Annotated in this window: 14 protein-coding genes and 1 riboswitch; of the genes, 7 read left to right on the forward strand and 7 right to left on the reverse strand. The window is 71.4% G+C overall.

The features are described 5' to 3' along the window. Positions 1-30 precede the first annotated feature (30 nt). Positions 31-1,449, reverse strand: a complete 1,419-nt coding sequence (locus AMS65_RS04475) for a pyridoxal phosphate-dependent decarboxylase family protein (protein WP_053382976.1) — start codon at positions 1,447-1,449, stop codon at positions 31-33. A gap of 365 nt (positions 1,450-1,814) precedes the next feature. Between AMS65_RS04475 and AMS65_RS04480 the strand changes: the two genes are divergently transcribed. The 3 genes from AMS65_RS04480 (at position 1,815) to AMS65_RS04490 (ending at position 3,997) form a co-directional block, all read left to right on the forward strand. Continuing rightward, positions 1,815-2,777: a tRNA uridine(34) hydroxylase gene (locus tag AMS65_RS04480; protein ID WP_053382977.1), complete on the forward strand. Its 963-nt coding sequence runs from the start codon at positions 1,815-1,817 to the stop codon at positions 2,775-2,777. Between the two features lie 69 nt (positions 2,778-2,846). Next, a complete protein-coding gene (locus AMS65_RS04485) occupies positions 2,847-3,329 on the forward strand; it encodes an ArsR/SmtB family transcription factor (RefSeq protein ID WP_053382978.1) in 483 nt (160 codons plus the stop codon). A 2-nt stretch (positions 3,330-3,331) separates the two neighbouring features. After that, complete coding sequence (locus tag AMS65_RS04490) at positions 3,332-3,997, forward strand: SRPBCC domain-containing protein (protein WP_053382979.1); 666 nt, start codon at positions 3,332-3,334, stop codon at positions 3,995-3,997. Positions 3,998-4,101: 104 nt separating this feature from the next. Here the strand turns inward: AMS65_RS04490 and thiD are convergent, their stop codons facing one another. The 4 genes from thiD to AMS65_RS04505 all read right to left on the reverse strand — a co-directional run bounded on the left by thiD (position 4,102) and on the right by AMS65_RS04505 (position 9,325). Continuing rightward, complete coding sequence (gene thiD / locus AMS65_RS04495; RefSeq protein WP_169787569.1) at positions 4,102-5,595, reverse strand: bifunctional hydroxymethylpyrimidine kinase/phosphomethylpyrimidine kinase; 1,494 nt, start codon at positions 5,593-5,595, stop codon at positions 4,102-4,104. Beyond that, the gene (gene thiE / locus AMS65_RS19015) at positions 5,592-6,281 is read right to left on the reverse strand and encodes a thiamine phosphate synthase (protein WP_083451482.1); all 690 of its coding nucleotides are present in this window, start codon (positions 6,279-6,281) and stop codon (positions 5,592-5,594) included. Before thiE ends, thiD begins: the two co-directional genes overlap by 4 nt. Beyond that, entirely contained in the window at positions 6,278-7,207 is a 930-nt protein-coding gene (thiM, locus tag AMS65_RS04500; RefSeq protein WP_083451483.1) for a hydroxyethylthiazole kinase, read from the reverse strand. Before thiM ends, thiE begins: the two co-directional genes overlap by 4 nt. Continuing rightward, positions 7,198-7,292, reverse strand: a riboswitch (TPP riboswitch). (Overlaps the previous gene by 10 nt.) 38 nt (positions 7,293-7,330) lie before the next feature. Next, positions 7,331-9,325 (reverse strand): M13 family metallopeptidase, encoded by a 1,995-nt coding sequence (locus AMS65_RS04505; RefSeq protein WP_053382980.1) that lies wholly within the window; start codon positions 9,323-9,325, stop codon positions 7,331-7,333. 133 nt (positions 9,326-9,458) lie between these two features. On the opposite strand from AMS65_RS04505, the gene AMS65_RS04510 reads away from it, so the two are divergent. The 3 genes from AMS65_RS04510 to nucS all read left to right on the forward strand — a co-directional run bounded on the left by AMS65_RS04510 (position 9,459) and on the right by nucS (position 12,985). Beyond that, positions 9,459-10,862, forward strand: coding sequence for an MATE family efflux transporter (locus AMS65_RS04510; RefSeq protein ID WP_083451522.1), 1,404 nt, complete (start codon positions 9,459-9,461; stop codon positions 10,860-10,862). A 95-nt stretch (positions 10,863-10,957) separates the two neighbouring features. After that, positions 10,958-12,274 carry an MFS transporter gene (locus tag AMS65_RS04515; RefSeq protein ID WP_053382981.1) on the forward strand — a complete coding sequence of 439 codons (1,317 nt, stop codon included), beginning with the start codon at positions 10,958-10,960 and terminating at the stop codon, positions 12,272-12,274. Between the two features lie 18 nt (positions 12,275-12,292). After that, positions 12,293-12,985, forward strand: coding sequence for an endonuclease NucS (nucS, locus tag AMS65_RS04520; protein WP_053382982.1), 693 nt, complete (start codon positions 12,293-12,295; stop codon positions 12,983-12,985). 330 nt (positions 12,986-13,315) lie between these two features. On the opposite strand, the gene AMS65_RS04525 is transcribed toward nucS, so the two are convergent. Continuing rightward, complete coding sequence (locus AMS65_RS04525; protein WP_053382983.1) at positions 13,316-13,495, reverse strand: hypothetical protein; 180 nt, start codon at positions 13,493-13,495, stop codon at positions 13,316-13,318. Positions 13,496-13,613: 118 nt separating this feature from the next. Beyond that, positions 13,614-14,162, reverse strand: coding sequence for a TetR family transcriptional regulator (locus AMS65_RS04530; protein ID WP_053382984.1), 549 nt, complete (start codon positions 14,160-14,162; stop codon positions 13,614-13,616). Positions 14,163-14,306: 144 nt separating this feature from the next. Here AMS65_RS04530 and AMS65_RS04535 point away from each other — a divergent pair, with 144 nt between their 5' ends. After that, a complete protein-coding gene (locus AMS65_RS04535; RefSeq protein WP_053382985.1) occupies positions 14,307-14,645 on the forward strand; it encodes a CHY zinc finger protein in 339 nt (112 codons plus the stop codon). The last annotated feature ends 165 nt before the right edge of the window (positions 14,646-14,810 follow it).

Genomic DNA, 14,810 nt, shown 5'->3' on the forward strand with positions numbered 1-14,810 from the left:
CGAGCCGGGTGCGAAACCGGGACAGGAGGGCTACTCCATGGTGTCGAGGATCGCGCTCAGCTGCTCGAAGGTGGTGAGCGGGTTGACGATCGCGAAGCGCGCGTTGGTGCGGCCGGCGTGCGAGCTGGGCACGACGAACGCCCGCTGCTCCTCGAGCAGCGCGTCCGACCAGCGCTCGTAGTCGGCCTTCTCCCAGCCGTCGCGCTCGAACACGACCACAGACAGCTGCGGCCGCCGTACCAGCGAGAACCCGGGCCGCCGCTCGATCTCCTCGGCGATCTCACGGGCCAGCGCGATCGAGTGCGTCACAGCGTCGCGGTACGTCGCTGCGCCATAGGTGGCGAGCGAGAACCACAGCGGCAGGCCGCGCGGGCGCCGCGTCAGCTGGATCGAGTAGTCCGAGGGGTCGTACAGCGCGCGATCGGTCAGCACGTCGAGGTACTCGGCGTGCTGCGTGTGCGCGAGGCGCCCCTGCTCGGGGTCCCGGTAGATGAGCGCGCAGACGTCGTACGGCGCGAACAGCCACTTGTGCGGGTCGACGATCACGGAGTCGGCGCGCTCGACGCCCGCGAAGGAGTCGCGCGCGAGCGGCGACAGCATCGCCGTGAGACCGTAGGCGCCGTCGATGTGCAGCCAGAATTCGAAGTCGTCCTTGAGCGCGGCCACGCCGGCGATGTCGTCGACGATGCCGAAGTTGGTCGAGCCGCCGGTGGCCACGACCGCGAACACCCGCTCGCCCTGCTCCTCGAGCGCCGTGCGCACCGCAGCGGCCGACAGCGAACCGGTGTCGCCACCGGGCACCGCGATGACATCGACGTCCATGATCTCGGCGGCCGACTTCACCGACGAGTGGGCCTCCGCGCTGCACACCACGGCCCAGCCGCCCTCAGGACGCCGACCGAGACCCGCCGCCACCCGCGCACGGCGGGCGTGATCCCGCGCCGCGACGAGCGCGGAGAGATTGCCGATCGTGCCGCCCTGCACGAACACCCCGCCCGCGCCGGCGGGCAGCCCGAATTCGCCGGCCAGCCACGCCAGCACCTCGTTCTCGGCGTACACCGCGCCGGAGCCCTCCATCCAGGAGCCGCCGTACAGCGCGCTCGCGGAGACCACCAGATCGAAGGCGACGGCCGCCTTCGAGGGGGCGCTCGGGATGAACGAGAGGTACTGCGGATGATCGGTCGTGATGCAGGCCGGGGCGAGCACCAGCTCGAAGACCGAGAGCGCACGCCGGCTGCCGAGGCCCTCCTCGCTGATCGTGGTGCCCGCGAGGCGCCGCAGCTCGCTCGGCGAGGCCGCGTGGTCGAGCGGGGTGTCGGTCGCCAGGATACGACGGCGGGAGTAGTCGAGCACCAGGTCGACGATGTCCTGCGTCTCGGGCGAGACGGAGTGCATGCGGGTGTGCGCGGGTTGTGCCGGTTGCGTCGGTTGTGCCGCCTCGTCGGTCATCGTTGGCCTCTCGCTCGGTCGGGTCCGGTGTCCCACGCCCGACGTGCTGTCTGTAGCGGCCGCGTTCTACGAAGCCGATGCTGCCAGTGTGCGCGGTCGGGGTCGGCGCGCGCAAGTGGTGCGCCGGCGGCAGCGGGTTTCGGAATGCGGAGTCCCGGATGGCTGCTACGCGAAGATGCGAAGCAGCCATCCGGGACTCCGCATTGGCGGCGGGGAGGGCGGCGCGGGATCGACCCCGGTTCGACGCGGGATCAACACCGGCCCGGCGCGGGATCAACGCCGCTACGACGCGGGATCAACACCGGCCCGGCTCCGGCACGACGCGGACCGGCACCGCACCGCACCTCCGCGACTACCATGGTCGGGTGAGCGACCCCAAGATCCTGCTGTACTACGTCTTCGCCCCCGTCGCCGACCCCGAGGCGGTGCGACTGTGGCAGCGGGAGCTGTGCGAGTCGCTGGGGCTGCGGGGCCGCATCATCATCTCGAAGCACGGCATCAACGGCACTGTGGGCGGCGAGATCGACGCGTGCAAGCGCTATCTGCGCCGCACTCGCGAGTACGGCCCGTTCGCGGGGCTCGAAGTGAAGTGGAGCGACGGCACCGGCCTCACCGAGGCGGAGCCCGAACCGCTGCACGGCATCGATCGGGCGGCACCCTGGGCCCGCATCGCCGATTTCCCCCGGCTCAGCGTCAAGGTGCGCGACGAGCTGGTGGCGTTCGGGATCCCCGACGAACTGCGGGTCGACGCCGACGGCGTCGTGGGCGGTGGCGAGCATCTCTCGCCCGAGTCGGTGAACCGGCTGGTGGAGGAGCGCGGCGACGAGGTCGTGTTCTTCGACGGTCGCAACGCGTGGGAGGCGGAGATCGGGCGGTTCAAGGGCGCGATCGTGCCCGACACCCGCACCACGCACGACTTCATCACCCAGATCGAGAGCGGCGCCTTCGACGACATCAAGGGGCGGCCGGTGGTCACCTACTGCACGGGTGGCATCCGCTGCGAGATCCTCTCCGCGGCCATGCGCGAGCGAGGCTTCGAGGAGGTCTACCAGGTCGACGGAGGGATCGTCCGCTACGGCGAGAGGTTCGGCAACGACGGACTCTGGGAGGGATCCCTCGCCGTCTTCGACGGCCGGGAGGCGCTGGACTTCGCGCCCGGCGCCGCCGTACTGGGGCGCTGCGTCGTGTGCGGCGCGGCGTCGAACCGTCTGGCGAACTGCGCGGATCCGTCCTGCAGGGATCGGTTCGTAGCGTGCGCGGCGCACGAGGACGCGAGCTGCAGCGCGCACACGAGCATCGGCTCGGCCGCGACGGGCGTGGACTCGTAGTCAGGATGCAGCGCCCGGGTCGCTTATTTCACCCTTGACTTATATAAGCTCCGGTTGAACAATAGAGGCATGCACGCGCTCGATGTTCTCGGAGACCCGGTCCGCCGGCGGATCCTCGAGCTCATCGTCGACGGCGAGGAGCCCGCGGGATCCATCGCCGAGGTCATCTCCAGGGAGTTCGGGATCAGCCAGCCCGCGGTCTCCCAGCACTTGCGCGTGCTGCGGCAGAACGGCTTCGTGACGGTGCGCCCCGAGGGCACCCGGCGGCTCTACGCCGTGGACCCGGAGGGGCCCCGCGAGGCGAGCGAGTGGCTGAGCTCCTTCGAGCGGTTCTGGCGCGGGCCGCTCGCGGCGCTCGGCACGGAACTCGCGCGCGGGAAGCGGCAGTGCCGGCTCGAGGCCGAGCGCCCCGGTGCCAGTCAGCCCGGTGAGGATCGCGACGACGACCGCCCCCGCGCCACGCGTCCCGATCCCGCGCACCCCGCACCGCAGACACCATCCGGCTGGAGCACCCGCTCCGTCGATCCCCGGCACCACGAGAGCAAGGAATGATCATGGTCGATGTATCGAAGCAGATCGAGGCCGTCACGCGTGCGCTGCGCACGGAGGACGTGGACGGCGAGGAGACGCGCATCCAGATCCTCGCACAGGAGTACCCCGCGAGCATCGAGGACGTCTGGGATGCGGCGACGACCGCCGAGCGCATCGCGCGCTGGTTCCTGCCCATCACCGGCGAGCTTCGGCTCGGCGGGCGCTACCAGCTCGAGGGCAACGCCGGCGGAGAGGTCCTCGAGTGCGCTCCCCCGTCAAACGGCACGGCCGAGTACCGCGTGACGTGGGAGTTCGGCGGCGGCATGAGCTGGGTGACGGTCCGGCTCACGGACGAGGGGCCGGAGCGCACCCGCTTCGAGCTCGAGCACGCCGCCCGCGTCGCCGACGTGCCGGCCGACATGTGGGACACCTTCGGACCGGGTGCGACCGGCGTGGGCTGGGACGGCGGGCTCCTGGGCCTGTCGCTGCACCTCGGGGCGGTCGACGGCTCGCTCGCTCCCGAGGAGGCCGAGGCGTGGGCCGTCACCGACGAGGGCAAGGCGTTCTACCGGGCCGCGGCCGACGGCTGGGGCAAGGCCCACATCGCCGCGGGCGCCGACCGCGAGGCCGCCACCCGCGCCGCCGACGCCACCTACGGCTTCTACACCGGGGAGATGCCCGGGGCCTGATCCGGCCGGGCAGCAGCTCGGGCAGCAAGCGGCCGCAGTACCGGCGCCGCGTCAGGGCAGCACGCGGTGCAGGACGCTCGTATCCGCTCCCGCTCCCCTGCCGGTCACTCCACGGCGGTCTGCCCGAAGAACTCCCGCTCCCAGACCGCCGAAGTCTCGAAGGCCCGCCACATGCGCTCGCGCACTTCAGGGGTCGCACGCGAGGCGAACCGCGTCACAATACCGATCGCTTGCTCGGTGTCGGCCTCGAACTCGGGGCTGTCATAGGCGGCGATCCACTCGGCGTACGGATGCTCGGGAGAGCACGCGTACTCGTTGAACTCGCCGCGCACCAGACGGGTCCCGAGGTCGGCGTACATCCAGAAGCAGGGCAGCACTGCAGCCGCAGCCTCCGCGTATCCGCGAGTACCCGCGACGGTGAGGTGATTGATGTACCCGTCGGTGACCGCCGATGGCGGCGCAGTGACATCGAGCACCCCGCCGAGCCGCGCGCGATGCAGCTCGAACTCGACGTGGAGCGCCCCCTGGGCGCTGCGCGACCAGAACATCTGCTCCTCCGGCGACGGCGCCAAGGTCGACAGGTGCGCGAGCACGCGCGCGTAGGCCCGCAGATAGAGGGCGTCCTGCGCCACGTAGTTCAGAAATCCTTCTCGGGGCAGCGTGCCGTCGGCAAGGCTCTGGATGTAGGCGAGCTCGTCGGTCTCGCGCCGAATACCAGAGATGCCGTCCCACCACTCGTCGCGGAGGCGCTCGGGTGTCGGCGAGGTCTCGAGCCCGCCGCGCGACCAGAGCCCGGTGAGGTGGTTGACGGGCCCGTGCCCGGCACCGACCGAGAGCGCGTCGGCCGCCGCGATGCTCTCACGCAGCCAGGCCTTCGTCTCACGAGCGGCCCGCTCCCACCCACCTCTGAAGCGCGCCGCGCGCACCGCGATGCCCGAGGACAGCGAGCAGCCAGTGCCGTGCGTGTTCTCGGTGGCGATACGCGTGCCGGGGAACTCGACGACCGTTCCTTCGGGGCGCACCAGCGCGTCGGGGGCGAGATCGCCTGGCAGGTGCCCCGCCTTCGCGAGCACAAGCACCCCGTGGGCGGCTGCGACGCGGCGGGCCTGATCCAGCGCCGCCTCCCAGGTCTCGGCTTCGGGCTCGCCCACGAGCACGGCCAGCTCCGGCAGGTTCGGAGTGATGAGGTCGGCGAGCGGGATCATCCGCTGCAGCGCCTCGGCCGCGCCGGGCTCCAGCAGGGGGTCGCCGCTCGTCGCGATCATCACGGGGTCGAGCACCACGTGCGGCGGACGCACCCGGCGCAGCCAGTCGGCGACGGCCTCGATCACCTCGGCATCGGCGAGCATGCCGATCTTCACGGCGTCGATGCGCACGTCATCCGAGACGGCATCGAGCTGCGCGGTGAGGAATGCGGTGGGCGGCACGTGCACGTCGCGCACACCGCGGGTGTTCTGCGCGGTCAGCGCGGTGATGACGGCCATGCCGTAGCCGCCGCCGGCAGCGATCGACTTCAGGTCGGCCTGGATGCCGGCGCCGCCCGAGGGGTCGCTGCCCGCGATCGCCAGCACGTTGACGATGTTCTCGGTGGTGGTCATCGACTCGCTCCGCTCGTCTCGATGCCGCCCGGCGCCCCGCGGTCCGCTCCCTCGTTCCATGCCGCCAGTAGCTCGCGCGCCGCGAGCTCGGGATCGGGTGCTGCGCACAGGGCCGATACGACAGCGATCCCGGCGGCTCCGGCCCGCCGCAGCTGCGCCGCGTCCGAGAGGCCGACGCCGCCGATCGCCACGCACGGCACAGGGGCTGCGGCAGCGAGAAGCGCGAAGCCCTCGATGCCGAGGGCGGGCGGGTGATCGGGTTTGGTGCTGGTGGGGCGGATCACTCCGACCCCGAGGTGGTCGACCGTGCCTCGGGGCAGGCGCGCGAGCGCGGCGAGGTGCTCGGGGGTGTTGGCGGTGAGGCCGATGATCGCGTCGGGTCCGAGCTCTTCACGGGCCCGGAGCGCCGCGGCGTCGCCCTGCCCCAGGTGCACGCCGTCGACGGGAATGCCGCGCTCTCGTGCGGCGTGAGCGACGTCGAGGCGGTCGTTGATGACGAAGGTCGCGCGGCCGTCGATCGCCGCCGCGATCCGCTCGGCCTGTCGCAGCTGTTCGGCGTCGTCGGCGTGCTTCTCGCGCAGCTGCACGATGCCGACCCCGCCGTCGACCGCGCGGCGCACGGTCTCGACGACACCACGCGCGCCGCACAGCGCGCGGTCGGTGACGAGGTAAAGGCCGAGGCTCATCCGGCCGCCTCCGCCGGGACGAGGGATCCCGGGACGGCTGGCGCCGAGGCGTCAGCGGCCATCTCGCCGAGCCGAGCCCGATGCGGCTCGGGATCCTCATCGCGCACACGCGCGCCCGCGCGCACGTCCTCGGGCGAGACCGCACCCAGCGCGTCGAGGAGGTGGGAGGCGAAGGTTCCGGATCCCGCGGCCAGGGCCGCGGCCCGCTCCGCCGCGATGCCGTAGACGACGTGCGCCGCGACGACCGCCTCGATCGCCGCGCGGTCGCCGCGCGCCCCGAGGAAGGCCGCGATCACGGCGCCGAGCGCGCACCCGCCGCCCGTCACCCGCGTGAGCAGCTCGTGCCCGTTCGCGACGCGCACGATAGTCGCGCCGTCGGTGATGAGGTCTTCCGGCCCCGACACCGCGACCACGCCACCGAGGCGCTGCGCGAGGGCGAGGGCGCCGGGGCCGGCCGCATCTGGGCTGTCGGCGGCGTCGACTCCGCGGCCTCCGGCGCCGAGACCGGCGAGGGCGAGGATCTCGGAGGCGTTGCCGCGCACCGCGGTGGGGCGCTCCGCCGCCAGCTCTGCGGCGAGCGCGGTGCGGATCGGCAGCGCGCCGATGGCGACCGGATCCAGCACCCACGGCGTGCCGCCATCCGCGGCGGCCGCGACCGCCTCGCGCATGGCGTCGCGCTGTTCGGGTGTCGGGGTGCCGAGGTTCACGAGCAGCCCGTCGGCGACCCTCGCGAAGGGGCCCGCCTCGCCCACGATGTCGACCATCGCCGGGGCGGCGCCCAGTGCGAGCAGCGCATTGGCCGTGAAATTCGTCACCACACTGTTGGTGATGCTGTGCGTCAGCGGCTGGCGCCGCCTGAGCTCTGCGAGCAGGTCGGCTGCGGCCTCCACGAGGTCGCCGGGCGTGCGGAAAACAGGATCGCTCATTGCGACATCCCTTCGCTAGTACGAACTAGATCAGGTTCGACGGGTGTGATCTCAGCCGCGCATGGCGGCACCCCGTGTCACTTGCCTGCGAGTGTAGCGCAGTGCGCTGCTACACGACGCCGGCTACCAGATGCTGACGCGCTCCGCCGGATCGAGCCAGAGGCCGTCGCCCGGCTGCGTGCCGTAGGCCTCGTGGAACGGCGCGAGGTTGCGCACGATCTGGTTGCAGCGGAACTCGTTGGGCGAGTGCGGGTCGATCGTCAGCAGCCGCACCGTCTCCTCCGGCCGCGACTTCTGCTGCCACGCCTGCGCCCACGCCAGGAAGAAGCGCTCGGCGCCCGTGAGCCCGTCGACCACCGGGGGCTCGGCACCCTCGATCGAGCGCAGGTAGGCCTTCCACGCGATCTCGAGCCCCGACAGGTCGCCGATGTTCTCGCCGATCGTCAGCTCGCCGTTGACGGTCTGGCCGTCGGCGCCCTCGGGCGAGAGCGCGTTGTACTGGCCGATGAGCGCGCCGGTCAGCGCTTCGAACGCCTCGCGGTCCGATTCGGTCCACCAGTCGGTGAGCTTGCCGTCACCGTCGTAGCGGGATCCCTGGTCGTCGAAGCCGTGCCCGATCTCGTGGCCGATCACCGCTCCGATGGCACCGAAGTTGACGGCCGCATCCCACGAGGCGTCGAAGAACGGCGGCTGCAGGATCGCGGCGGGGAACACGATCTCGTTGAACCCGGGGTTGTAATAGGCGTTGACCGTCTGCGGCGTCATGAACCACTCGTCGCGGTCGATCGGTCGACCCACCTTGTCCAGCTCCCGCTTGAACTCGTACTCGGAGACGCGGCGCGAGTTGCCCACGAGGTCGCCCGAGTCGACGGCGAGCACCGAGTAGTCGCGCCACTTGACGGGGTAGCCGATCTTGGGGGTGAAGCGGTCGAGCTTCTCGAGTGCGCGGGCGCGCGTGTCGGCCCCCATCCACTCGAGCCGCTGGATCGAATCGCGGTAGGCCTCGATGAGGTGACCCACGAGCTCGTCCATCACGGCCTTCGACGACTCGTCGAAGTGGCGCTCCACGTAGAGCCGGCCCACGGCCTCGCCCATCGCCCCCTCTACGAAGGAGACGCCGCGGCGCCAGCGGTCCCGCTGCTCGGGCGCTCCCGTGAGCGCGGTGCCGTAGAAGTCGAAGTTGGCCCGCGAGATCTCCTGCGACAGCAGCGCGGCCGATCCTCGCACGATCGCCCAGACCAGCCACGCGCGCCAGGCCTCCAGCTCCTCGTCGGCCAGCAGCTCCGCGAGCCCCGCGAGCGCCTCGGGCTGGGCCGCGACGACCTCTGCGAAGGCCGTCTCCGGCGCCCCCATCGCGGCGAGGTATGCGGGCCAGTCGAGCTGCGGCGTGATCTCGCGCAGCCCCTCGAAGGTGCGCAGGTTGTACAGCTTCTGAATGTCGCGGCTGGCGACCTTGTCCCAGTGCGATGCGGCGATACGGCGCTCGAGCTCGTAGGCCAGGCCGGCGAGCCGCTCGGCGTCGGCCACTCCCGCGAGGCCGAGCATGCGCGCGATGTGCGCGCGGTACTGCTCGCGGATCGACTCGAACTGCTCCTCGCGGTAGTACGACTCGTCGGGCAGCCCGATACCGCCCTGCATCACGAACACGATGTAGCGCGAGGGATCACCCGGGTCGTTGTCGACGAACATGCCGTAGAAGCCGCCGAGCCCCTGCCGCTCGAGCTCGCCGACGAGCGCCACCAGCTCGGGCACCGATGCGACGGCGAGCGCCCGCGCGATATCCGCCGCGATGGGTGCCGCACCCAGTTCGTCGGCCCGCTCCACGTCCATGAAGCTCGCGTAGAGCGCGGCCACCTTGTCGGCCTCGGCGTCGGTGCCGCCCTCGACCAGGCCGGCAGCGGGCGCGGCGGTGCCCGTGATGATGTCGCGCACCGCTTCCTCAGCGTTCTCGGCGAGCACCGCGAACGATCCGTAGCGCGCTTTATCGGAGGGGATCTCGGTGCGCTCGATCCACTTGCCGTTGACGTGCCGGAAGAGGTCGTCCTGCGGGCGGACGGCGGGGTCGAGTTCGGCGAGGTCGATACCTGAAGCGGGCGAGGCGGGAGCTGCGTCGGTCATGGGCCCAGCCTATCCGCAGGCCCTGACATCATTCCGCATCAGACGCGGCGGCAGAACACCGTGAGGATGTTCGTAGCCGCGCCCTCGACCAACCGCACCCTCGACGTCAGAGGAGGGCGCTAGCGTGGTCGACATGCCAGACCCGCATTTCGACGAGCGCCAGGAGGCGCGCCAGACGCCGCACGCCGGCTCCGCGCGGGTCGCGCACGAGCCCACCGACCGCAAGCGCATCGATCGCAGCATCGCGAACCTCGCGTTTCCGGCCCTCGGCGCGCTCATCGCCGAGCCGCTGTTCCTCGTGGTCGACTCCGCGCTCGTGGGGCACCTCGGCGCGGCGCCGCTGGCGGGGCTGGCGGTGGCGGCCGCGATCCTGCAGACCGCCGTCGGTCTCATGATCTTCCTCGCCTACTCCACGACCCCGCTCGTCGCGCGCCGCCGCGGAGCCGGCGACCTGCGCGGCGCGGTGCAGGTGGGCGTGGACGGACTGTGGCTGGCGCTCGGGATCGGGATCGCGGTCGGTGCCGTCCTGTGGGCGGCGAGCGGGCCGCTGGTGACCGCCTTCGGGGCATCGCCCGAGACCTCCGAGCAGGCCCTCACCTATCTCACGATCTCGTGCATCGGCATCCCCGCCATGCTCGTGGTGTTCGCCGCGAGCGGCCTGCTGCGGGGCCTGCAGGACACCCGCACTCCGCTCGCGGTCGCCGGCATCGGCTTCACCGCGAACGCCCTGCTGAACTGGTGGTTCATCTACGGCCTCGGGTTCGGGATCGCGGGCAGCGCGTGGGGAACGGTGCTCGCGCAGTGGGGCATGGTGGCCGTCTACCTCCTGGTGATCGTGCGGCACGCGCGGCGGGCCGGATCCGGCCTCCTCCCCCACCGCGACGGGATCGCGCACGCGGGACGCAGCGGCGGCTGGCTGTTCATCCGCACGATCGGGCTGCGGGCGGCGCTGCTGGCGACCGTATTCGCGGCGACGAGCCACGGCACCGCGGCGACCGCCGGCTACCAGGTGGTGTTCACCGTGTTCTCGACCGCGGCCTTCGCGCTCGACGCGCTGGCGATCGCCGCCCAGGCGCTCGTGGGCGACGCGCTCGGACGACGCGACGAGCAGCGAGCCAGGCTCATCGTGCGGCGCACCGTCTTCTGGGGCGTCGCCTGCGGGGTCGGGTTCGGGATCCTTCTCGCCGCCACGAGCCCCGTGATCGGACGCGTCTTCACGAGCGACGAGCGGGTGCTCGCGATCCTGCCGCCCGCTGCGCTGGTGCTCGGGATCTCGCTGCCGCTCGCGGGCCTCGTCTTCGTGCTCGACGGAGTGCTCATGGGTGCCGGCGACGCCCGCTACCTGGCGTGGACGAGCCTCGTGAACCTGGCGGTCTACCTGCCGGCGCTCTGGGTCCTGACCACGCTGGTGCCGAGCGGCACGGCGGCGCTCGTCGCGCTCACCATCGGGTTCACGATCGTGTTCATGCTGGCGCGGGCCGTCACGCTCGGGATCCGGGCCGTGCAGTTCGAGCGCGCGCCGAGCCGCTTCATGTGAGGCGCGGCGGGTTCGCACGCGGCCGGGCGGTGCGGTGCGGTTCAGCGCTACGCTGAATCGTCGGCTTCGCTCGACCCCGACCGCGCAGGAGTACCGTGACCGATCACCACGCTTCGGATGCCAGGGCGGTCACCCGCTGGGTGACCGCGCTCGTCATCATCTTCGCCATGCTCGGATTCGGGTTCGGCAGCTGGCTCTCCCGGCTCCCGGCGGTGCGCGACCATCTCGACGCGACGACCCTGCAGATGAGCGTCTACGGCCTCTGCCTGGCGATCGGGTCGGTGACGGGGCTGCTGCTCGCCGGGCGGATCATCTCGAGGCTCGGCCCTCGGCGCGCCCTGCAGCTCGGGATCGCCGCACAGGCCGTGCTCATGCCGTCGGCGGTGCTCCTGCTGTGGGGCGGGCAGATGCCGCTCGGTCTCGTGCTCCTCTTCGGCTACGGTTTCGCCTTCAGCAACTCCGACGTCGCCATGAACATCAGCGGCGCCTCGGCCGAACGCGCGCTGGGGCGGGCCCGGCTGCCGCTGCTGCACGCCGGCTTCAGCCTCGGCAGCGTGAGCGCCATGGGGGTCGGAGCGGCGGCCGAGGCGCTGCGGATCTCGGTCCCTCTGCACCTCATCGGCATCTTCCTGCTGATCATCGGCATCTCGCTGACGGTGCTGCGCTGGATCCCGCGGAACGACCGTGTCGAGACCGCCCGATCCGCTGCTCCTCCCGTCCCGGCGACCAAGACCGGCCCGATCCCGATCGTCTCCGGCGAATCTTCCGCCGATCCCACCGCCGATCCCGCCGCCGATGCGGCAGCCGCTCACGCAGGCACCGGCAGCGGCGCCCCGCAGGCCGCACGCTCACGCAGCCCGTGGACGGATCCGCGCATCCTGCTCATCGGCTTCATCGCCATGAGCATGGCCCTGGCCGAGGGCACGGCGGCAGACTGGCTGCCGCTCGCGCTCGTCGACGGACGCGGCCTCTCCAACGAGCTCGGCGCCCTGATCCTCGGCGTCTTCTTCGTCTCGATGACCGTCACCCGTGTCGCCGGGTCCCCGATCCTGCACCGCTTCGGGCGCGTTGCGGTGCTGCGCGGCGGCGCGATCCTCTGCGCCGTCGGCGTCGTGACCGTCATCCTGGTGCCGCACACCTGGGCCATCGTGATCGGCGCGATCTGCTGGGGCATCGGCTGCGCGCTCGGCTTCCCCGTCGGGATCTCGGCTGCGGCCGACAACCCGGAGACCGCGGTGCGCGACGTCGCGGCGGTTTCGGCCGTCGCCTACACGGCGATGCTGCTCGGCCCGATGGCCTTCGGCTTCCTCGGCGAGCACATCGGCCTGCTGTCGGCGTTCTGGCTGCTCGCGGCCGTCGCGCTGCTCGGTGGACTCGCCGCGAGCGCGGCGCGCGAGCGGCAACGAGGGTGAGCGGCTAAACTACCGCGAGTGCGAATCGTTGTTGCTGACTGCTCCGTCGACTATGCGGGCCGTCTCTCCGCCCACCTGCCGCGGGCGAAGCGCGTGCTGATGCTCAAGAACGACGGCTCGATCCTCGTGCACTCGGACGGCGGCTCGTACAAGCCGCTCAACTGGATGAGCCCGCCCTGCACCCTCGCAGCGCTCGATCTCGACGAGGAGCAGGCCGCCGCGGGCATCGTCGAGGCCTGGCAGGTGACGCACAAGAAGACCGCCGACAAGCTGGTCGTCTCGGTGTTCGAGATCTTCCACGACTCGTCGCACGACCTGGGCGTCGATCCCGGCCTCATCAAGGACGGCGTCGAGGCGCACCTGCAGGAGCTGCTCGCCGATCAGATCGAGCTCGCGGGACCGGGTCACACGCTCGTGCGCCGCGAGTACATGACGGCGATCGGCCCCGTCGACATCCTGGCCCGCGATGCCTCGGGAGCCTCCGTGGCGATCGAGATCAAGCGCCGCGGGGGCATCGACGGCGTGGAGCAGCTGACGCGGTACCTGGAGCTCATGAACCGCGACCCGAAGCTGGCCCCGGTCACGGGCATCTTCGCGGCGCAGGAGATCAAGCCGCAGGCACGCACCCTCGCCGAGGATCGCGGGATCCGCTGCCTCGTACTCGACTACGACGCGATGCGCGGCATGGAGGACCAGAACACGCTGTTCTGAGAGGTCCCGCGTGCTCCCACGGAGGCAGCCGCTGCGGCACCCGCTGCTCGCGCGAAGTCCGCAGAGCCCGCCGTCCGCACGGCCCGGGCAGCGCGGCGCACTCCACTCGAGCACTCCGCCGGTTCTTGTGATCGCACCGAAACGGTCCTGAAACGGTACCCGTCTATCGTCGATATCGGTCGCGATCTACCTCTCAGCGGCCACCCGGCCCCCAGTCACAACGGCGAGACTGGGGGCACACTCATGCCCCCCTGCGCGCGCTGCACTCAAGACGCAGGCGCACCCCGCGGCCCGCGGGCGCACCCCGCCGCAACCCGCACCGCCCCGGGGCTAGAGGAACCGCTTGAGCCCGTCGGCGACGTAGTAGCGGACCGCGCCGGTCAGATCCTGGACCCCGTACACGGGGACCCCGTTCGCCATCGTGCGGATGTCGCAGATGGTGCCGCGAGCGCCGCCCACCGCGATCACGTCATCGTCGATCGAGAAGTCTTCCTGCGCTGCATCTCCCATTCCGCCACACTACCCGCGCCGCCCGTGATGGGGAACAGGTTCTCCCGTCGAACACGAGCCCGCTGTTCGAAACGGCGCCGGTCATCGCCTCTGGACACCCCTGTTCCGGCGAATGGGCTCAGTCTCGGCCGGAGGAGAGCCCCGCGAGGATGATGTCGAGGCCGCGCCCGAACGAGGCGTCGAGGTCGGCCGACGGGTCGCCAGCGGTCTCTCCCTGCGCGCCCGGCTCGGCGGGGGCCAGCAACGCGCCGAGCGCCGCGGCCTGCACGTGCGTCTGCGTCGACTGCGCATGGCCGAAGGTGTAGAGCAGCAGGGTGCGGGCGCCCTCGACGCCCGCGAGTTCGGCGAGGCGATCCTCGATCTGCGACGCTCCGAGGCGGAACGCCGACGCGGTCGCCACCACGTCGGCGCCATCGCGCACCGCCAGCATCGCGTCGCGCAACTCGATGCAGAAGGCGCGCGGATCGCGAGCGGATGCGCCGACGCCCCGCACGATCTCGTCGGCCATGAGCGCGAGCAACGTCTGCTTGTTGGGCACGTGATGGTAGAGCGCGCTCGGCTGCACATCGAGGGCGGCGGCGACCCGCCGCATCGAGCACCCCTCGAGGCCCTGCGCATCGAGCACCCGCAGCGCCGCGGCGACCACGTCGGAGAGGGTGTTGCGCATTCCCTCAGCATAGCCGTAACCTGAACACCATTCACATGGGCGGCGCCGGGCCCGCGCCCGCGTTCGGGCGGAACGAATTCCGGCCGAACACCGCGGAGCGCGACCGGCTGCAGCCGCTGCCGTCGCCGGCGAGGCAGGAGAATCATGCGCGTGCTCGGGGGCGTCGTCGACGACCAGACGAGGTGCGTCCACTACCACGGCCCCACCGACGTCATCGCCATGCGGTTCAAGTGCTGCGACGCGTACTTCCCCTGCCTGCGCTGCCACGAGGAGTACGCGACGCCGGCTCATCCGATCGAGCGGTGGGCCATCGACGATCTCGAGCGACGAGCGGTGCTCTGCGGCGTGTGCGACCACGAGCTGCGCATCGAGGAGTACCTCGAAGCGAGCGGCTGCCCCGCCTGCGGCGCGCCCTTCAACCCGGGATGCCGGCTGCACCACGACGCCTACTTCGCGTTTCCGAGACCGTCCGAACACGGATAGCGAACACGGGTCGCGAACACGGGTCGCGCTGCGGTGGGCAACGAGCGAGAACACTGACGAGTTGCGCGGACCGGCATCATCGAGCTAACCTGAACACCATTCAGCTGAACACCGTTCAGGTTGCTTCGATACGAGCACGGCTGAGATCCCTCGTGAGCCAGAGAC

It is taken from the genome of Leucobacter celer subsp. astrifaciens (assembly GCF_001273835.1).
Lineage (GTDB): Bacteria > Actinomycetota > Actinomycetes > Actinomycetales > Microbacteriaceae > Leucobacter > Leucobacter celer.